General features: G+C 61.3%; 14 protein-coding genes and 1 pseudogene. 10 read left to right on the forward strand and 5 right to left on the reverse strand.

Annotation, left to right across the window (positions count from 1 at the left end; translation table 11 throughout):
- Nucleotides 1–23: 23 nt before the first annotated feature.
- Together HPY67_13530 and HPY67_13535 are read right to left on the reverse strand one after the other, a co-directional pair.
- Nucleotides 24–1,055, reverse strand: a pseudogene (locus tag HPY67_13530) (glycoside hydrolase family 99-like domain-containing protein).
- Entirely contained in the window at nt 1,052–4,552 is a 3,501-nt protein-coding gene (locus tag HPY67_13535) for a methyltransferase domain-containing protein (GenBank protein NPV05743.1), read from the reverse strand. Before HPY67_13535 ends, HPY67_13530 begins: the two are co-directional and overlap by 4 nt.
- Before the next feature lie 276 nt (nt 4,553–4,828).
- On the opposite strand from HPY67_13535, the gene HPY67_13540 reads away from it, so the two are divergent.
- Nucleotides 4,829–5,149 carry a hypothetical protein gene (locus HPY67_13540; GenBank protein NPV05744.1) on the forward strand — a complete coding sequence of 107 codons (321 nt, stop codon included), beginning with the start codon at nt 4,829–4,831 and terminating at the stop codon, nt 5,147–5,149.
- Here HPY67_13540 and HPY67_13545 read toward each other — a convergent pair.
- The 3 genes from HPY67_13545 to HPY67_13555 all read right to left on the reverse strand — a co-directional run bounded on the left by HPY67_13545 (nt 5,133) and on the right by HPY67_13555 (nt 10,871).
- Complete coding sequence (locus HPY67_13545; protein ID NPV05745.1) at nt 5,133–6,185, reverse strand: glycoside hydrolase family 99-like domain-containing protein; 1,053 nt, start codon at nt 6,183–6,185, stop codon at nt 5,133–5,135. The genes HPY67_13540 and HPY67_13545 overlap by 17 nt on opposite strands.
- Before the next feature lie 77 nt (nt 6,186–6,262).
- Nucleotides 6,263–9,799: an FkbM family methyltransferase gene (locus tag HPY67_13550; GenBank protein NPV05746.1), complete on the reverse strand. Its 3,537-nt coding sequence runs from the start codon at nt 9,797–9,799 to the stop codon at nt 6,263–6,265.
- 346 nt (nt 9,800–10,145) lie between these two features.
- On the reverse strand, nt 10,146–10,871 hold the full coding sequence (locus tag HPY67_13555) for a tetratricopeptide repeat protein (protein ID NPV05747.1): 726 nt from the start codon (nt 10,869–10,871) through the stop codon (nt 10,146–10,148).
- 137 nt (nt 10,872–11,008) lie between these two features.
- On the opposite strand from HPY67_13555, the gene HPY67_13560 reads away from it, so the two are divergent.
- From HPY67_13560 to HPY67_13600, 9 genes are all read left to right on the forward strand, one after another.
- Nucleotides 11,009–11,722 (forward strand): GGDEF domain-containing protein, encoded by a 714-nt coding sequence (locus HPY67_13560; GenBank protein ID NPV05748.1) that lies wholly within the window; start codon nt 11,009–11,011, stop codon nt 11,720–11,722.
- 286 nt (nt 11,723–12,008) lie between these two features.
- The gene (locus tag HPY67_13565; GenBank protein NPV05749.1) at nt 12,009–12,662 is read left to right on the forward strand and encodes a response regulator; all 654 of its coding nucleotides are present in this window, start codon (nt 12,009–12,011) and stop codon (nt 12,660–12,662) included.
- 111 nt (nt 12,663–12,773) lie between these two features.
- On the forward strand, nt 12,774–13,277 hold the full coding sequence (locus HPY67_13570; protein ID NPV05750.1) for a purine-binding chemotaxis protein CheW: 504 nt from the start codon (nt 12,774–12,776) through the stop codon (nt 13,275–13,277).
- Between the two features lie 30 nt (nt 13,278–13,307).
- Nucleotides 13,308–15,203, forward strand: a complete 1,896-nt coding sequence (locus HPY67_13575) for a hypothetical protein (GenBank protein ID NPV05751.1) — start codon at nt 13,308–13,310, stop codon at nt 15,201–15,203.
- 103 nt (nt 15,204–15,306) lie between these two features.
- A complete protein-coding gene (locus HPY67_13580) occupies nt 15,307–16,128 on the forward strand; it encodes a protein-glutamate O-methyltransferase (protein ID NPV05752.1) in 822 nt (273 codons plus the stop codon).
- 6 nt (nt 16,129–16,134) lie between these two features.
- Nucleotides 16,135–16,617: a chemotaxis protein CheD gene (locus HPY67_13585; protein NPV05753.1), complete on the forward strand. Its 483-nt coding sequence runs from the start codon at nt 16,135–16,137 to the stop codon at nt 16,615–16,617.
- Nucleotides 16,614–17,486: an HDOD domain-containing protein gene (locus tag HPY67_13590; GenBank protein NPV05754.1), complete on the forward strand. Its 873-nt coding sequence runs from the start codon at nt 16,614–16,616 to the stop codon at nt 17,484–17,486. The genes HPY67_13585 and HPY67_13590 overlap by 4 nt, the downstream gene beginning before the upstream one ends.
- 12 nt (nt 17,487–17,498) lie before the next feature.
- Nucleotides 17,499–17,930, forward strand: a complete 432-nt coding sequence (locus tag HPY67_13595) for a response regulator (protein ID NPV05755.1) — start codon at nt 17,499–17,501, stop codon at nt 17,928–17,930.
- A complete protein-coding gene (locus HPY67_13600; protein ID NPV05756.1) occupies nt 17,899–18,321 on the forward strand; it encodes a hypothetical protein in 423 nt (140 codons plus the stop codon). Before HPY67_13595 ends, HPY67_13600 begins: the two co-directional genes overlap by 32 nt.
- Nucleotides 18,322–18,370 lie beyond the last annotated feature (49 nt).

Raw genomic sequence — 18,370 nt, forward strand, 5'->3', positions numbered from 1 at the left:
CGCTTTGCCGCCGATGCATCCGACAAGGCCTGCTTTGTGGCCTCCAGATAGGCCCTGCCGAATCGGAGGTCGGGTTCGAGATGATTCCCTTCCCCCCATTCGTTCCAGGCATTGATGAAGACGATGTTCTCGTCCAAGTCGTACCGGTCGATCTTCCTGATCACGGAAGCAAGCCAATGTCGATAGTGCTCCGGAGAGGACTGGTCGAGGATCACGGATGCCGTTGCCCTGCGCGGCGAGTTATCCCAGCTGGGTGTCACACAGGGGAAGCGCTTGTAGGGTGGGATGGGTTTCTTCAGCATCCGCTCGACGACCGCAGGGTAATCGAAGACGAGGTGATCCTTCGGCAACCGCTTCACAGGCGGACCGAGGTTCCCCCAGTCCGGCTGGAATTCGATACTGGCATCGAAACCGATCAAGCGCGGATCGCCGTACTCGTACGGGGCGCTTTCAACCTTGCAGAGATAGAGTTCCTCGCCCTGCCGCCTGGCCTCCTCTCGCCATACTTCCGCCGTCCGGGCCGCGTTGGGCAATCTCGTCGAGAGGTACACGATCATCAAGGGCTTGTTCCGAATCCGGATATACCTCCTGTCCCGAAACACGCGCAGGAGCCAACGGATGTGTCGCCGGTCATCCTCCTCGCTGAACGTCTGCTCCATGAGGATTTCCCCCTGGCGGCCGTCCCACGCGCGCGTCCAGTGCTCATTCGCCCAGCACAGGCAGAACGGGAAATCAGGCTTGCGGGATGCGAGCACCTCGTCCAGGGGGCGGTTCAGCAGGCGCCTGCCGTTGAACCAGTAGTGGTAGTAGCAGAACCCGTCAATGCCGTACTCTCTGGCCAGATCCGCCTGCGCTTGTCGCGTTTCCCCGACGCGGAGATCGCAGAACCCCAGGTCTGCGGGGATGTGCGGCTGATAGTGTCCGGGGAACAGCGGATTGGCCTGCACGACGTTCGTCCACTCCGTGAACCCTTTGCCCCACCAGCGGTCGTTCTCCGGGATGGGATGGTATTGCGGAAGATAAAGCGCAATCAGGCGCACGTCCGGATGGCTCACCGTGAACTGTCCTCCGTATTTCGCAGAATTTCAAGGTTCTCCCAGGCGTTCCGGTTGCCCGGCGCAACAGCGAGAACTTTGTGGTAGAAGATCTGTGCCTCGGCGGAGCGGCCGGCCAACGCGCAGATGTTGCCGAGAATCAGGAGCGATTCGACATCATGGGGCCGTGCCTTGAGAAGATCGAGATAGATCTGGATTGCATCATCCGCCCGGCCCATCTCCGAAAAGTAGAATCCCGCCAGATTTTTCCGGAATGCGTCGTTTTCCGGTTGAAGGCTTACTGCGCGCTCGTAACACAGACCGGCTTTTTCCTTGTCCTGGAGGCTGTGGTGCAGGACCCCCAGATCCCCATAGAGAACCGCTTTCTCAGGATGTGCTTCGAGCAGTTTCTCGTATCGGGCGATCGCCTTTTCGGGGGGTTCATGCCCGATCATGTTTCGCGCTTGCGCGTACGCCTGCTCGAAACCACCCACCCGTCCGCGTCGATTGTAAAGCTCGTCCAGCATCGCCACGGCGGAATCGAAAATCGTCTCCGGCTTCGGGAAATTGTCGCAGGAAGGCTTTCCGTTCTTCGGGCAACGATTGAATCCGAAACAGCCGGGACAGTCCATGTCCTCGATGAGATAGCGGTAATGGTCCGACACGGGCGCGTCCGAGTTAACCGGCTTGGTGTTTCCAAAGAGGCAGATCGCAGGCGATCCCATGATGTGCGCCGCATAGTGGACGGGGAACGAGTCCATCCCGATCAGCAGGTGATGCGAGGAAAGCAGTTCCCGGAAGTGCTTCAGGTTGCTGTACGGCACGGTCTTTACGTTCTTGCCGCCGTGCGGTCGGGAGCTCAGAAGCGTGATCTGATACCCTTTACGGCGGAATTTCTCGATCAGCACCTTCAGGTGGGTCTCCGGGTAGGTCTTCAGCGGCCAGCCACCCTCCGTGTGCAGCAGGATGCGAAAGGCGCTTCCCGTCCTGTCCGGGAGATACCGGCTTGCGATGGGTCGGCTGCACAGCAGATCGCCTTTCGATTGAAGGCTCGCGCCGAGAGCGAAATAGTAGTGGTCGATCAGGTGAAAATCGGAGATTCGGTATTCCCGGGAGGGCCGGCAATAGTAGTAAAAGTGGTTCTGGATGTCCTCCAGTTTGAAATGGTGAAGGATGGTAAAGAAATATTCCTCGTCGGGAGTGGTGACGCCGTTGCGCAACGTCGGGGTAAAGGGGTAGGAAAGGACCTCGGTCGCGGGAGCACATTCCGCGAGGATGTCACGGTACCACTCGCTGACGACCACTTTCCGGAAGTTCGACATGCTGTTGCGAAGCGCGATGGACAGGAACAACACATCGCCGGCGTGATGCGGCATGATCGCCACGAACGGGATGGCGTTGCGCCTGCGCCGCAACTCGGCCTTTTCCCGCGGCTGCATGCGCTGCAGGGTGTCGTTCGTCACCGGATTGCCGTAGTGCTTGCTCAATGCCAGAAGAGCCGAGTCGGTGACCCACGTGTAGATACGATCGTAATTCTCGTTGTAATGAAATTCATTGTGTGCGGCCGACTTGTTCAGCACGACACTGTTCAGGTAGACGCATCGGGACGGCTCCAGCAGGGCATTGCGCAGGTATGCCGAATCCACCTCGGCGTGCATGGCGGAAAGGAGGCTGAGGAAACGGGCTTCGGCGATCGATACTCCCTTGGGAAGGAAGTATGCCAGGGGCGCCTCGTGCCTGTCGGCAAAGACGGTCACGTACGGATCCAGAGCAACCCGTTTCGTTTCCTCGAGCACCCGTTCGATGATTGCGGGTGGGAGCTTGAAGAAGGGATTGAAAATCAGAATGGGTTCGGTGTTTCCGATTGAAGAGAGTCTGCAAAACAGCTCCATGATATAGCGGCCGGGCGTTGCGAAAGCGGAGTGGAACAATTTTGAGAATGACAGCTCTTTCTTGGATATTTCGAATTGCGCGATGTCGGGACGGTAGCGCGTGGACGGGTCCTGGTTGATGACCCCGATCTTGACAATCACGGGAGTGCCGTACGTGGCCGTGACCTGCAGTTCGGCATAGTCCCGGTTGCCGGGGTCGCACTGTTCGACAGCCCGTTCCAGCGCCTCGACCCGGAGAAGCGAGTTTCTCCAGGCGACCAGCGCTCTCTTCACGGGGCTGGAGTTCACGTCCGGTGCACCCCACTCCGCATCGAGTGCGGCGAATCGATCTCTTTCCTCGAGGTCGGCGTGCAGGTTGGCATCCCAGCGCTCGTGGTAGGAAACCGTCACGTCGGTGAAGCCGTGGCGCTCAAGCAGGCATTGCAGGCCCTCCGCGGTGAAATGGAACACATGGAGCAGAGGGGGCTGTGCCCAGACCCAATTCGTCCCGAGCTTCCGGTACCCCTCGCTGTCGAAGTTGGGGACGGCGAGAATCAGCTTCCCCCCCGGCAGCAAATGACGCTTGATCAGGCGGATCGTTTTGTCCGGATCATTGGAGTGCTCAAGGGCGTGAAGCGCAACCACGGTGTCCCAGTCGTTCCCCGGCGGGGCAGCGTGGGACGTGTACGGGTCGTAGGTGACGCTGTCGTATCCCTCTTTCCGCGCAATCTGGGAAAAATACCCGAGGCCGCCGCCGAAATCGAGGACACGACGGCCCATCAGGGGACGGTATTCCTCGATCCGCTGCTGACAATCCAGGAGCTTGGCGCCGTAGTGATCCTGGTACCAGCGGTAATCGAACGCTGTTTCATAGAGCCGCTTGAGGGTCGCGTCGTCCGGCATGGGGTCGGTGAACGCAGACCTGCAACCGCCGCACTGGACGAGCCGATACTCAACGTCCCAGACCGTCCACCGCATCGTCCCGTAGGGCTTCAAATCCGCTGCGTGACAGAGGGGGCAAAAGCGGACACGACGGCTCGCTTCGCCCGGATGCTCAGCGAGTGCGGCCGCCAGCGGTGCGTACGTCGCTTCGCGGCTGAAGTGAAGACGGGCGTAGGAAACGGCTTTCTGTTCGAGAGCCCGCCTCTTTTCCTCGGATTGAAGCAGCGACAGGACGGCGTATGCGAAGGCCGGCCAGTCCCCGGCGACGATGAACGGGGGGTGCTCCGTTTCCGGGAGACCCTCTACGCTGTTGGGGGTGCCGACGAACGCCTTGCCGTTGCACAGCGCCTCAACGGTCTTGATCTTCAGGCCGGTCCCGATGCGCGTCGGGTTGATGACGACGGCTGCCTTCGCATATTCATCCTCTATCCGCTCTGTCCAGCCAACCCATTCGACATCGGCAAGCCCCCGGAATGCCCTGCCGAGTTTTCCCACGATGCGCAGCGTCGCCGCGGGATGGCCGTTCTTGATGAGCGGCCAGGCATGGGTGTAGAAATCGTTCAAGCCCTGAACGTTCGGCCCGTTGTCCGAGCCGACGACGAACACGGTCCCGGGGATCATGTTCCCGGGATCGCAGGGCTCGATCACGTCGTAATCGATTCCCACGGTGATGACCCTGCGCTCGGGCACCAGCGCGCTGAACATCCTCGCTTCTTCGTGTTGTATCGCCATGATGACGTCGCCGTTGAGCAGGTATGCCCGTTCCTCCTCCGGGGTGCAATAGAGGTCCTCGCCCCTGTCCCTCCGCGAGAACATGTCATGGGTGTCAATGAGTTTGAGGCAGCCGGCCGGGACAGCGGCCAGGCAGGGGGCCGTGAAGACGTACTCCGCGATCACGGCTGCGGGTTTGTACATTCTGCACAACCGTCGCGTCTCCGAAATCAGCTTTGGGGGGCAGAGATTCCTCTTCACGGGATTCGAATGCGCCAACGACTGCATGATGGGACGGACGATGCGCATGTCGACCTGATCATCGGGGATGTCCGTCAAGTGAACGGCATCGACGATCCTTTCCAGTTCTTTCCGGACCGGATCCGGCAGGGCGGGCTGATTGAGCAGCAGGATGGTTTTGTACCCATGGTCACAGAGCCACCGGAGAAGCTTCAGAATCTTGATCTCGTTGCCCGCGGCGGGCGGGTAGGGCACGACATGGGTGATCAGGATCACCGCGGGTCTCTGGTCGTGAGCATTCGGCGTCATGGGTTCTCTCTCGGGTTCGATTCGGTTAGTGCGTTACGGTGATCTCGTCCCTGCAGGCTTCCAGGTATCGTCTGCCGTGTTTCCGGTCCGGCTCGACGTAGTTCCCTTCCGCCCATTCATTCCATGATTTCAGGAAGATGATCCGCTTGTCAGGATGCCTGTGGATCACCTGCCCGATCGCCTCCCGCAGGTGGATTCTGAACAGAGCAGGAGTGGAATCGTGCAGGACATATCCCTGGGCGCCGCATCGCGCCGTATTGTCCCAGTTTGGGACGACGCAGGGGAACGCGTCGACGTCCCCCCGCAGCGGCGGCAGGGCACGCTTGATGTAGACTTCATAGGGCATGACGTCCGGTTTCCTGTGCGTCACAAGGTTTCGGGTGTCTGCGTTCGGCGGCGGATTGAAGATGTGCCACGTGCTCAGTCCGGGCTGGTGGGGAACCATTGCGTCAAACCCGTTTTCCTCCGGTTTCCAGTCCATCGTGTTCGCGTTCCCGATGAAGTAGATACCCGGCAAGCCCGCCTTGATGGCCAGCTCCTGCCAGTGCTCGATGAACCTCTTCGGCTCCGGCAGCTGATAGGGCTTGTAGACCAGGAAGACCGGCTTGTTGTAGACGGTGATGTAGCGCTTGTCGAAAAAGGCCTCCGCAATCGCGCGGAAATGCGCCTCCTCGTCCTTTCTTCCCGGGTATGTCTGCTCGATCAGGATTCGATCGGGGCATCCGTGCCAGATCCCGGACCACGTGTCGTTTGCCCACCCCAGGCAGAAGGGCAGCGAGGGCTCCCCGGATTTCAGGACCTCGGTGAAGGGCTTTTCGAGCAGGCGCTTTCCGGAAAACCAGTAGTGCCAGTAACAAAACCCCTCGATGCCGTGCTCCTGCGCGAGCCGGGCCTGCGCAGCTCTCGTCTCGGGCAGCCGCAGATCGTAAAAACCGAGCTCTTCCGGGACGCGGGGCTGATCGTGGCCGGGGTACAGGGGGCGGGCCTTCGCGACATTCGTCCATTCGGTGAATCCTTTCCCCCACCACGCGTCGTTCTCCGGGATGGCGTGGAACTGCGGCAGATAAAATGCAATCAGTCTTGCTTTCCGGTATGTTTTCACTCGGTATCTCTTCCTGTCATGGGGTGGATCGACGGGGCATCCGGCGGATCTCCCTAGTTGTTTCTCACCAGGACCCTGTATTCGATCTGGAGCCTGTCAGCCGACGGCAGGTCTGTCGGCAGAGCAATTTCCAGGTGCGGGTCGTCGGATGCGAAAATCAGGATATTGTCGCACACGGATTTGGCATTCGTCCCGGACAGGGTCGCGCGGACGGGCTCGCCCTCCCGATAAACCTGAAGCTGATTCAGCTCCACGATGGGTGCGGCATGTTCGATCGGATCCCATCGCAGTGCCCGTATTTTCCCGAACGGCCTCAAATCAATGTCGATCCCGATGCGGCCCGTCTGCGGATCCGTCGGCAGTTCATACACCAGAGCGTCACCCTCGATGAACCCGGCGCCGTTATCCACGTAGATCTTTCCCACATACCGCCGGCCCGATGGGTCCTTCATGAAGCCGGCTGCGCCATTCTTGGCTACGACATCGCCGATTGCCTTTGCGTAGGCGTCACGGATGCGGTACGCCAGTTCAAGGACAAGCGAATCGGCATGCGCCATTCCCGAGGGCACATCCAGATGAAAAGAGGGGTCGTCTGTCAGGAAAATGTAGCGGTTGCCGTTGACGTATTCCGCATTGGATTTCTTGATCCGCACGGGCTTCACGAGGCTGCCGGCTTGCAACTCGATGCGGCCGATCTCGATGATTGCGGCCGCGTTTTCGACCGGATCGAACCGGAGGGCTCTGATGGGAGCGACGCCCCGCAGAGGGAAGGTCAGCGCAACGGAGCCGGAATCGGAACCGGGAGGCAACGGCATGATCAATGCGCTGCTCTCCGAGAACCCGTCACCCCGATCGATGTACAGTTTCGCATGAGGGGGCGGAGAGGACGCGTGCTGCTTCAAGGCTTCAACCGATTGTTCCAGCATGCCGACGTATTCCGGTCCGACGGAATATTTTAGAACTGCCTGAATGCTTCTGACGGTGTCCCAATGATCGGGCAGCGAGAGGTAAAAGGCGGGGTCGCGAGTCGTGAAGAGGTGTCGATTGTCGCGCACGTCTGCGGCGTTGGAGCCCTTGAGCGGAATCTCGACACGTTCTCCGTCTTTTCTCGTCAGCGCAATGCGGATCACCTCGACGCCCGCCGGAGCATTGTCGATCGGGTCCAGCCGGAGTGCGCGGATCCTTCCGAAGCCGTTCAGATTGAATTCAACGGTCACGGGACCCTTGTCGAAGCGGCCCGGAAGGAGGCGTTTCAGAGATTCTTCTTCATTGAATCCTTGCCCCGTATCGATATAGAGCGTAGCGAACTGGAACGGACGGACATCGTCAATATCCGGACATTCGTTGATCATGCCGCCGGAGATTTCGTCTTGCTGCGGCCGGTCGGAAAGCGATGTCTCCCGCCGGTTCGAAAGAAGCTCCTGATAGACGTGCAGGAGACCCTCGATTTCGCCGTCCAGTGACGGGACAGGGGTCTGAAGCGCCCCGCGTGACAGGGCTTCGATCGCGTCAGGGAACGCGATGATCTCGGTCATTCGCTCTGCAAGCGCATCGCTGTCCCCGCAGGCGATGCGGTAACCGTTGCGGCCGTTTTCGATGATGGAGGAACCGAAAAAATCGGTCGCGATGACGGGTACGCCGGACCAGAGCACCTCACGAACGACACGGTTGTACGTTTCGAAATACGAAGGGATGACGGCGCAATGGATTTGCGAAACGATTCGGGGGAGGTTCTCCGGTTTGAAGCCGCCGTGGCAGAAAATTCTGTTGCCGTGCGCTTTGCTCAACTCGGCGATCCAGTTGACGAAAGGCTCATGTCCGATCTCGCCGAAAAAATGAAATTCGAAATCTTTCGATCCGGGCAGCAGTTCGAGAGCCCTCAGGATGACGTCGATCCCTTTTCGGGGGATGCCCGTACCGATGAAACCGAACTTGACAACTCCTCCTTCGACCCGGATCGGATGGGACGGTCTTGCATGAGGGAATGAGAACCCGCGCGGGATGACGCGGATCCGTTCCTCGGGAATGGGGACGAAAGATGTAAAGTAGCGCTTGAATTCGGGGGTTGTGAAAACGACGGCAGAGACCTCGCGATCGTAGATGCCCTTCAGGTATTCGGACCTCTCGGCGAATCTCTTCTTTATGCTTCCCAGGGCATCGGCAAGATCGATTCTCCGGAATCGGCAGTAGCATTCGGCGCATCGGCCCATGTCGCCGGGACCGGTGCAGGTCTTCACACGTCGGCCGGAGGAGAGTATGGGTTCCATTCGATAGCAGATTTCCTCCGTATTGCAGATATTCCGTACGACGGGGACGCCGCTGCGTGCGAAGCATCGAATCGTCTCCAGGGGCATGAACAGGTAGTCGTTGATGTGAACGATGTCGGGGCGGAAATCCTGCAGAACGTGGCGGACAATCTGTTGATGCCGAAGAGAATCTTCTGCCGAAGCGTTCGGAAAAAACGAATCCTCCTGATCCGTTTTCGGTATTCTGTAGAGAGTGATGCCGTCGATTTCACATTTTCCTGAGTCTTGCCGGACCGATGGGTCCGGAATCAAAACTCCGACCTCGAGCCCCTTCGCCTTCATGCCCCGCGCATGGTTGAGTGTCGTGAGAGGGGTCCCGGTGAGTTCATAGGGGGCAAGACTGTGATTCACGAAAAGTACGCGCCGTACCTTCCGCTCGTTCTCGTTCCGGTATTTTCCGTGTGAGCTATTCCCTTCCAGGCTTGCTTTGCCGGTACGACCGATATCGTCTTTGCACCGGAGCATGGGAATCCCGGGGTCAAGTCCCTTCTGCTTCAGAACGCCCTTCTTTACGCAGTAGAGGTTCTTGTAGTTTTTCCCGCCCATGAGGGCATGCCAGTCAGCCCCGTCCTCGTATCGTTCACAGAAGCCCCTCTCGTCATGGACGAATAAGATCGAGAACCCCAATTCGTGGATGTGCCGGAGCAAAGCTTCAGGCATCAGGCCGTTATGCCGCAGGCACCTTTGATTGAATTCAAGGATCATCTCCAGCTCGTCAACTTTTTTGACGAGTTTTTTCATGCCCTGGAGGACCTGACGCTCGCTTCCTTCCGTGTCGATTTTGATCAGCGTGGGTTTGTTCGGGATTTCCTCAATCAGGTGATCGAGGGAGATTACGCTCACGGTCATGTCCTGTAATATGTCTGCCGCCGGGTTGGCGAGGAATCCTGAATTGTCGGAGGCCGCTGAAACTTGGAATGCCGCGTTGCCGTCACGGTTCGAGACCGCCGATTGAAACAAGCGGACATTCCTGATGCCGTTCAGCGCAATGTTCTTTTCCAGAATTTCGTAATTCACTGGAATCGGCTCGAAGGCAAAAATTGCGCAATCGGGATTCGCGTGACCGACCAGGACGGAGAAGAACCCGTAATGGGCGCCCACATCGATGAACGTGCGGGCTGTTTTCGCCCGCCGGCGAATGATGAGGGCCGTGACGGCTTCATACTCCTGGTCGGCGTAGGGGGAGACGAATCGGGGCGTGACGTACAGGTTGAAATCATGGCCCTTCACTCGGATCTTCCGCAGGCTTCTCAAGTTGTAATCATGTGCAAAGGGAGCGGTCATTTCTGCCCTCAAGGTGGGTTTAAAACTCAGCGTTCAAGCGGCCTGCGGCAGAATCGAAATCAAGCCGCAATGCAGCACGGCGCTGCAGCAGAAGGCAAAATTGCACATTACATGCCAATATGGTGAGAATTTTGTTAGGTTTCCTGGCAAGGGGAATAGCGGAAAGAGACCCGAATGATGAATTCCCAACCGGTCAAATATGACCTGCAACTCTGTGCGTATGGTGCCAGAGGCATCACGAATGCGCAAACGTCAGGGCGAAAATACTGATGGCAAGAAAGGGAATGGCTCAGGCGTCAAGAGGGAGAAAGTCCGAAAAAGCAAGGGTGAATCAGGACGCCGGCACTCACCCTGCCTGCAGATAGTTCAGCAGGGCCTGCGCCTCGGCGAAGGCGGGGTTGATCTGGAGGGCCTTGCGGATGGAGTCGACGGCGGGTTTCGTGTCTTTCTTCGCCGCATAGGCGCGGGCGAGGTTGTAGAGCAGGCCCTCGTCGTCGGGGGCGAGGGAGAGGGCCTTGCGGAACTCCGCGACGGCCTTGTCGTAGTTGCCTTCCTTGCGGGCCTGGATGCCCCGGGCGTTGTAGGTCTGGAGGATGAAGGTGAGGAGGTCCTCGTTTGTGCCGATCAGGGCACGGGCCTTTTCGTGCTCCCCCTTGTCGATGAGCCGCGTGATCATGACGGCCCGGTTTTCCGGGCTCTCGTCCCCGCCGGAGAGGCTCCGGGTTATCTCCTCCTCGGAGACGCTGACCAGCTGCCGGATGAAGGCAAGCGACGTCTCGTTGTCGTCGTCCTGGAACGTGACGGGGCCGAAGGCGTTGCGGAACGCGGCGCTCGTCATGAGCTGCCGCTGGAACTCGTTGATGCCCTCCTGCAGGTCCTTCTGGTCCTGGGGCAGCATCCGGGTGACGAGCATCTTCTCCAGGACGTCCCTGAAGCCGCTGAGGCAGGCGTAGACGTTGCCCTGGTGGATGAACTTCTTGCAGTTCCCCAGGGTCCTGGAGATTTCCGCGGCGCGCTCTCTGACGATGGCCTCGTCCATGTCCGCCCCGGACGGGTGTTTGGGGTCGTTCATTCCCTGTTGACTCGTCATCCATGGCCCGGCCGGGCGTGTGACCGGCCCGGGCGCCTCTCCATGGCACGGAACGTGCTACTCCTATATCGGCAAAACCGAATCCGGTCTTGAACCGCGGGGGGAGGTGCGAACCGATCATGGACGAGGGCGAAGGCGGCCGAAGAGCGCTGGACTTCGACGAGAAGAACTTTCTCTTCGAGTGGCTCGTGGAAAACAACAAGACCCTGACGCGGAAGAACAAGGAACTGCTCGTCGAAAACCTGAAGCTCCGATCCCGGCTGGAGGAACTCGAGAAGATCAGCTTCATCGACCCGACGACGGGCCTCTACAACCGGTGGTACCTGCAGCCCCGCCTCGTGGAGGAATTCTCCAGGGCAAGGCGCAGGGAATTCCCCCTGTCCTGCCTTTTCATCGATATCGACGACTTCAAGACTGTCAACGACCGCTACGGTCACTTCATCGGCGACAGGATCCTCCGGGACATGGCCCTGCTGCTCCGGGGGCACTGCCGCAAGGAGGACGTGCTGATCCGCTTCGGGGGCGACGAGTTCGTCCTGCTTCTCAGCTCGTCGGGGCAGAGGGCGGCCAGGGCGGCCGCCGAGCGCATCCGGGGGCGCATCCGGGCGCACGCGTTTGTCGGCGAGGGCACGCCGCTCGCTCTTTCGGCGTCGATCGGGGTGAGCACCCTCGAGAAGCAGCACGTCGCCTCGTCCGGGGACCCCTGGGAACTCGTCTGGACGGCTGACGGGGCCATGCACCTGGCGAGACAGAAAGGCCCGGGCCGGATCCACTGGTTAAACTGCCGCGGCAAGCGGGAAAAGGCCGAATGCGGCGAACGCGCGGTATCGTGAGGAGAGGATCTTACGTGTTGAAAATGTTTGGAAAATAAAATGAATCGGACAATCGGGCCAGAACACTTTTCTCTCTTTTTCCTGAACGATGAACCAACGAACTGACGAACCAAGGAACTCAAGAACTAACGAATTAACGAACCAAGGAACCCCCTTTCCCCCTTCCAGTCCCCTGACTTCGCCCTAAAGTTTCCCGGCCTTCTGACGATAAAACAGGTGCAGAAGTTGCACGTGATTTATATGTTGCTGTAGGATAGCGAGACAAGGCCGAACCGAGAGGTGCTTCATGGCGAAGATGTTTTTTTCCACGTCCGAGGTGGCGGATCTCTTCAACGTCAACCGGGTGACCATCTACCGCTGGGTCAAAGAGGGGATGGTGAAGGGATACAAGGTGGGCAAGCACCTCAAGATCCCGCTGGCGGAGGTCGAGCGGCTCAAGCGGGAGTTCGGCTTCGGCGACGTGTCGCTGGAGACGCTCCAGGGGGGCGAGACCGAGGCGGCAGGGGCCGGAAAAACCGCGGCCCGGGGCCCTTCCCTCAAGAAGCTCGTCATGGTCATCGACGACGACGAGAACATCCTCACCTTCATCCAGAACGCCTTCGAGGGACTCGGCCTCAACCGGCACTGCAACCTCAAGACCTACGCCAACGGGCTCGAGGCGGTTCTGCACATCGGGGAGGAGAAGCCGGACCTCATCCTGCTGGACATCGTCATGCCCAACCTCAACGGTCTCGAGCTCGCCGAGAAGATCCGCAAGATGCACCGGGACATCAAGATCATCATCCTGACGGGCTATCCCGAGTATCTCACGGAGGACGAGCGGGGCAAGTTCCTCGACTACATGACGAAGCCCGTCGATCTGAGAAAGCTCTACGAGACGATCGTCAAGGCCCTCGACATCCCCGCGGACAGGGCCAACGGCGCCCAGGCGCGCTCCTGACGCCCTGCGGGGGTGAATGGAACGGGCAAACGGCGGCCCGGCCGGAACGGGTTTGGCATCGGGCTTATGATTCAGGAAGCACAGGGAGGCACTGAGGACATGCAGACGGAGATGACCGAACGGCAGGAACACACCGAGGCCGGCATACCGGCAAAGGAAGGGAAATACCTCACCTTCTCGCTGGCGGGCGAGGAGTACGGGATCGGGATTTTGAAGGTCAAGGAGATCATCGGGATGATGAACATCACCCCGGTTCCCCAGACCCCGGAGTTCGTCAAGGGGGTCATCAACCTCCGTGGGAAAGTCATCCCCGTCGTGGACCTGCGCCTCCGGTTCGGCCTGGAGGCCGCGGCCTACACGGAGCGCACCTGCATCATCGTCGTGGAGGTGGCGGGGGCCGGCGGCTCGGTCATGATGGGAATCGTCGTCGACGCCGTCTCGGAGGTGCTCAACATCCGGGGGGCCGACATCGAGAACACGCCCGCCTTCGGGGTGCGGCTCAACACGGATTTCATCCTCGGGATGGCCAAGGCGGCAGGCGGCATCAAGATCCTGCTCGACATCGACAAGGTCCTCAGCAGCGAGGATCTCGTGGCGGTCCGCCGCGCGGCCTGAGGGGTTCATTCGACGTCAAGGAGTAAACCTGTGAGAAACCTGTCTCTTTCCACCAAAATCATCGGTCTCGTTGTCGCCGCCGTGTTCACCGTCGGCCTCTGCGTGTTCGCGAGTTCCTATTATTTCGTCAACCAGGGTTTCAACGACCAGACGCAGCAGGACATCGGCAAGCTGGCCGACGCCGTGCAGATCCGCGTCGACGACATGGCGGCGAAGATGGCCGCCGTGGCGCAGCTGACGGCGGCCCGAAAGGACCTGGCCGAGGCGATCGTGAGGGGCGACACGGCCTTCGTACAGAGCCTGGGCAGGGACGTCATGCGCGACTCGAAGGCCGGGGTCATCACGATCGCCGACAAGGACGGCAACGTGGTGGGCCGCGGCCACTCCGACAAGGCGGGCGACAGCGTCCTGAACCAGCCCAACGTGAAGAAGGCCCTCGCCGGCGAGGCCACCACCGGGATCGAGGAAGGCACGGTGGTGAAGTTCTCCCTCCGGGCGGGCGCCCCGGTGAAGCTCGGCGGCAAGGTCGTGGGTTCCGTCACCGCGGGCATCGACCTCACCCCGGCTAACCATGCCTTCGTCGAAGATATCAAGAAAATGTTCGACGTCGAGTGCACCCTCTTTCAGGGCGACACGCGCGTGACGACGACGATCATGAAGGACGGCCAGCGGGTCATCGGCACGAAGATGGACAACCCGAAGGTCCTTGACGCGGTCCTCGCCAGGGGCCAGCGCTACCTGGACGTCAACCGGATCCTCGGGAAGGAGTACAACACGGCATACTGGCCCCTGAGGGACGCCTCGGGGAAGGTCATCGGCATGCTCTTCATCGGCAAGGACCGCTCCATCGTGGCCTCCACGGTGCGGAACACGGAACTTTCGGTCCTGGCGATCCTCGCAGTCGTCGGGGGCCTGATGGTGTTCGCCGGCATCCTCGTTGCGCGGTCGATCACCCGGCCCGTCAACCGCGCGATGGCCGGGCTGACCGAGGCGGCCGAGCAGGTCGTCTCGGCCTCGGGGCAGGTGGCCTCGGCGAGCCAGTCGCTGGCGGAGGGCGCCTCGGAGCAGGCCGCCTCGATCGAGGAGACCTCCTCGTCGCTCGAGGAGATGTCGTCGATGACCAAGCAGAACGCCGACAACGCCTCGACGGCCGACAAGCTCATGAAGGAGGCCAAGGGGATGGTCGAGCGGGCCAACGGCTCGATGACGGAGCTCACCCAGTCGATGGAGGACATCTCGAGGGCCAGCGACGAGACCTCGAAGATCATCAAGACGATCGACGAGATTGCGTTCCAGACCAACCTGCTGGCGCTCAACGCGGCGGTGGAGGCGGCCCGGGCGGGCGAGGCGGGCGCGGGGTTTGCCGTGGTGGCCAACGAGGTCCGCAACCTGGCGATGCGGGCGGCCGAGGCGGCCAAGAGCACCTCGGTGCTCATCGAGGGGACGGTCAAGAAGGTCAGGGAGGGCTCGGAGCTGGTGGAGCGGACCAACGCGGCCTTCGCGGAGGTCTCGAAGAGCGCGGAGAAAGTGGCGGGCCTGGTGGCGGAGATCGCGGCGGCTTCCCACGAGCAGGCCCAGGGGATCGACCAGATCAACAAGGCCGTGGCGGAGATGGACAAGGTGACGCAGCGCACGGCGGCCAACGCCGAAGAGTCGGCCTCGGCCTCGGAGGAGATGAACGCCCAGGCCGAGCAGGTGAAGGAAATCGCCGCGGAGCTCGTACGCGTCATCGGCAGCGGAAGCTCGAAGGAATCAGGCAGCCGTCCGGGCGAGGCGGCAAACAAACCGGCATCCGGCTGGAAGGCCCCGCTCCTGGCGCGCCTGAAGGCACCCCGGGAGAAGGCACCCGCCGCGGCCGCTTGCCGCAAGACCCCGAAGCCCGAAGAGGTGATCCCCTTCGGCAAGGGCGACTTCAAGGATTTCTGAGTGAGGAATGCAGATCGCCTGTCCGGTTCGCCGGGGCCCGCCCCGAACGAGTCGAACGCGCCCGGCCTCGAGCCGGCGGACGGACGATAGAGAACAGAACCGCATGACGCTCGAACTGCGCGACACGGAATTCGAAAAGATCAGCCGCCTCGTATACAGCCACTGCGGGATCCACCTGCACGACGGAAAGAAGGAACTCGTCAAGGCAAGGCTCAGCAAGAGGATCCGGGAGGGGAACTTCAAGTCCTTCGCGGACTACTACGAGTACGTCAGGACCGGCGAGGGGACCGACGAGTTCATCGCCATGATCGACTCCCTCTCGACGAACCTGACGAGCTTCTTCCGGGAGGACGGCCATTTCCGGGCCCTGGCGCGGATCATCCCGGAACTTGTTCGCGAGCGGGCCCGTCGGGGCCGGCCTTGCATCCGCCTCTGGAGCGCCGGCTGCTCCTCCGGGGAGGAGCCCTACACGATGGCCATCACGGCCCTCGAGGCCTCCCAGGGCGCAGGGGCCGACATCCGCATCCTGGCCACCGACATCTCCACGCGGGTCCTCAGGAAGGCCGAGCAGGGCATCTACCCGGCGGACCGGGTCAAGACCGTCCCGCCCGACCTGCTGCGGAAGTATTTCCAGGTGGGCCAGGGCAACTGGGCGGGCCATTACCGCGTGAAGAGGGACGTGCGGGACCTCGTGCGCTTCGAGCGCTTCAACCTCATGGAGCCGTTGCCCGCGGGAGACCCCTTCGACGTGATCTTCTGCCGCAACGTGATGATCTACTTCGACAAGAAAACCCAGGAGGGCCTGGTGAACCGCTTCCACGGCCGTCTGGCCAAGGGCGGCTACCTCTTCATCGGCCACTCCGAGAGCCTCACGGGGCTCAACCATGCGTTCCAGTACCTGGAACCCAGCGTGTACCGGAAATAGGCGGGCATGGCGGAACTCGTCGTCGGCATATCGGACCTCAAGGTCACCAACAACCCCGCGGACTCCATGGTCACCTATGCCCTGGGGTCCTGCATCGCCGTGGCCGTCTACGACCCGGCGGTAAAGGTGGGGGGGCTGCTGCACTTCATGCTCCCCGACTCGAGCCTGGATGCCGAAAAGGCCCGGGAGACGCCCGGCATGTTCGCCGACACGGGCATCCCGCTGCTGTTCAAGTCCTGCTACAAGCTCGGGGCGGACAAGAAACGGATGATCGTCAAGGTGGCGGGGGGGGCCAGCATCCTCGACGACTCGAACTTCTTCCGGATCGGGCAGAAGAACATCATGGCCATGCGGAAGCTCTTCTGGAACAACAACGTCCTGATCGACGCGGAGGACACGGGCAAGAACGTCAACCGCACGGTGCGGCTCGACGTGGGCACGGGCAAGGTCTGGGTCAAGCGGGCGGGCGGCCCGCCGGAGGAGCTATGAAGCTCGACAAGCGCATCCTGCAGTCCATCCGGGCGCTGCCGCCCTTCCCGGCGACGGTCCGGAAGGTCATGGCCCTGGCGGGCGACCCCGATTCGTCGCACACGGAGCTGGCCGCCGTGATCCGCCTCGACCAGGCCATAACGGCGAACGTCCTGCGGATCTGCAACTCCGCCTTCTTCGGCCTGCGCCGCCCCGTGGACAACGTGGGCGACGCCATCCTGCACATGGGCAAGAAGAACGTCCTGCGCGCCGTCATGGCCGCGGGGCTGTCGCGCTATTTCCGGACCGCCCGGGGCTACGACGTCGGGGGGCGCGACCTCTGGGAGCACGCCGTCGCGGTGGCGCTCATGTCCCAGATCTGCGCCGCGAGAATCTCGATCCCCGACGACCCGCGGCTCTTCACGGCGGGTGTGCTGCACGACATCGGGAAGATGGTGATGGGCGAGTTCGTGCACGAGGCGTGGCAGAGGATCCGGGCTCTGAGGGAGGGGCAGGGGTACTCCTTCCTGGAGGCCGAGGAGGAAGTCCTCGGCGTCAACCACGCGGCGCTGGGAGGCGAGATCGCTCTGATGTGGAAGTTCCCCGACGAGATCCTCAAGGCCATCGCCTTCCACCACAGGCCGGACCAGCTGGCCAGCGGGGACACCGTGCCCTGGGTCGTCTACCTGTCGAACCAGGCCTGCCACGTCATGGGGATCGGCGTGGGCACCGATGCGCTGGCCTACCGTGCCGTGGGGGACGTGGCCGGGCGGTTTGGCATCAAGCAGCGGGATCTCGAGGACATGATGGCCCGGCTGCACCACAGCATGCGGGAAGCCCGCGAACTGGTCAGCATCGTGCCGGGGCCCGGCCGAAACGGGGATGCCTGAACGGAGGGAGCGATGTCGTTCAATCTGCTCATCGTCGATGATTCGAGCTCGATGCGGTCCGTCGTGAAGAAGATCGTCGGCCTGTCGGGCATCGGGGTCAACCGGCTTCTCGAGGCGGAAAACGGGCGCAGGGCCCTCGAGATCCTCGGGGACAACTGGGTGGATGCCGTCATGCTCGACATCAACATGCCGGAGATGAACGGCCTCGAGCTTCTCCGGAAGATGAGCGAGGACGACCTCCTGAAGAACATCCCCGTGGTCATGATGAGCACGGAGGCCAGCGACGCCCACGTGAAAACCGCCCTCGAGCTGGGGGCCAGGGGATTCATCCGGAAACCCTTCCTGCCCGAGGACGTCAGGAGGATGCTCCTCGGGGTGCTCGGGTTTGACGAAAAGGGGGACTATGGAGAGCGTGAAAGAGATCTTGGCGGAGTCGATTTTTGAGGTCTTCGAGAGGATGTTCTTCATCTTTCTCGAGCCCGGGGGCGCCGCCCCGGTCCATGACTGCGAGGCCGCGATCCGCTTCGACGGGCCGCGGCGGGGGGCGATGCGCATCCTGATGACCCGCCCTGTGGCCCGGCTCATGGTCCGCAACATGCTCGGCCTCGACAACGGGGACGTGACGGAGCCGCACGTGGCGGATTGCGTCAGGGAGGCCGCAAACATGGTCTGCGGGAATTTCCTCGTCCACTGGGACGCCTCGAAGAAATTCACGATGTCGCTGCCGGAGTTCTCGGCGCGGCCGGGTCAGGCGCCGATCCCCGATGACGCCGTGTCCTTCGATTTTGACTGCGAGGCGGGGAAGATGAGGGTGGTGCTCGAGATGGAGGCGTAGGGCGGGCAAAAGGCGAAAGGCGAAAGGCCTCTTTTGTTGCCGCTTGCCC

This window comes from Syntrophaceae bacterium, from assembly GCA_013177795.1.
GTDB lineage: Bacteria > Desulfobacterota > Syntrophia > Syntrophales > UBA2192 > UBA2192.

Bases quoted from the DNA above. Each gene is read 5' to 3' on its own strand.
- HPY67_13535 (NPV05743.1), bottom strand. From the start codon at position 4,552: ATGTTCAGCGCGCTGGTGCCCGAGCGCAGGGTCATCACCGTGGGAATC.
- HPY67_13580 (NPV05752.1), top strand. From the start codon at position 15,307: ATGACGCTCGAACTGCGCGACACGGAATTCGAAAAGATCAGCCGCCTC.
- HPY67_13540 (NPV05744.1), top strand. From the start codon at position 4,829: ATGCGCCAACGACTGCATGATGGGACGGACGATGCGCATGTCGACCTG.
- HPY67_13585 (NPV05753.1), top strand. From the start codon at position 16,135: ATGGCGGAACTCGTCGTCGGCATATCGGACCTCAAGGTCACCAACAAC.
- HPY67_13560 (NPV05748.1), top strand. From the start codon at position 11,009: ATGGACGAGGGCGAAGGCGGCCGAAGAGCGCTGGACTTCGACGAGAAG.
- HPY67_13550 (NPV05746.1), bottom strand. From the start codon at position 9,799: ATGACCGCTCCCTTTGCACATGATTACAACTTGAGAAGCCTGCGGAAG.
- HPY67_13590 (NPV05754.1), top strand. From the start codon at position 16,614: ATGAAGCTCGACAAGCGCATCCTGCAGTCCATCCGGGCGCTGCCGCCC.
- HPY67_13565 (NPV05749.1), top strand. From the start codon at position 12,009: ATGGCGAAGATGTTTTTTTCCACGTCCGAGGTGGCGGATCTCTTCAAC.
- HPY67_13555 (NPV05747.1), bottom strand. From the start codon at position 10,871: ATGAACGACCCCAAACACCCGTCCGGGGCGGACATGGACGAGGCCATC.
- HPY67_13570 (NPV05750.1), top strand. From the start codon at position 12,774: ATGACCGAACGGCAGGAACACACCGAGGCCGGCATACCGGCAAAGGAA.
- HPY67_13595 (NPV05755.1), top strand. From the start codon at position 17,499: ATGTCGTTCAATCTGCTCATCGTCGATGATTCGAGCTCGATGCGGTCC.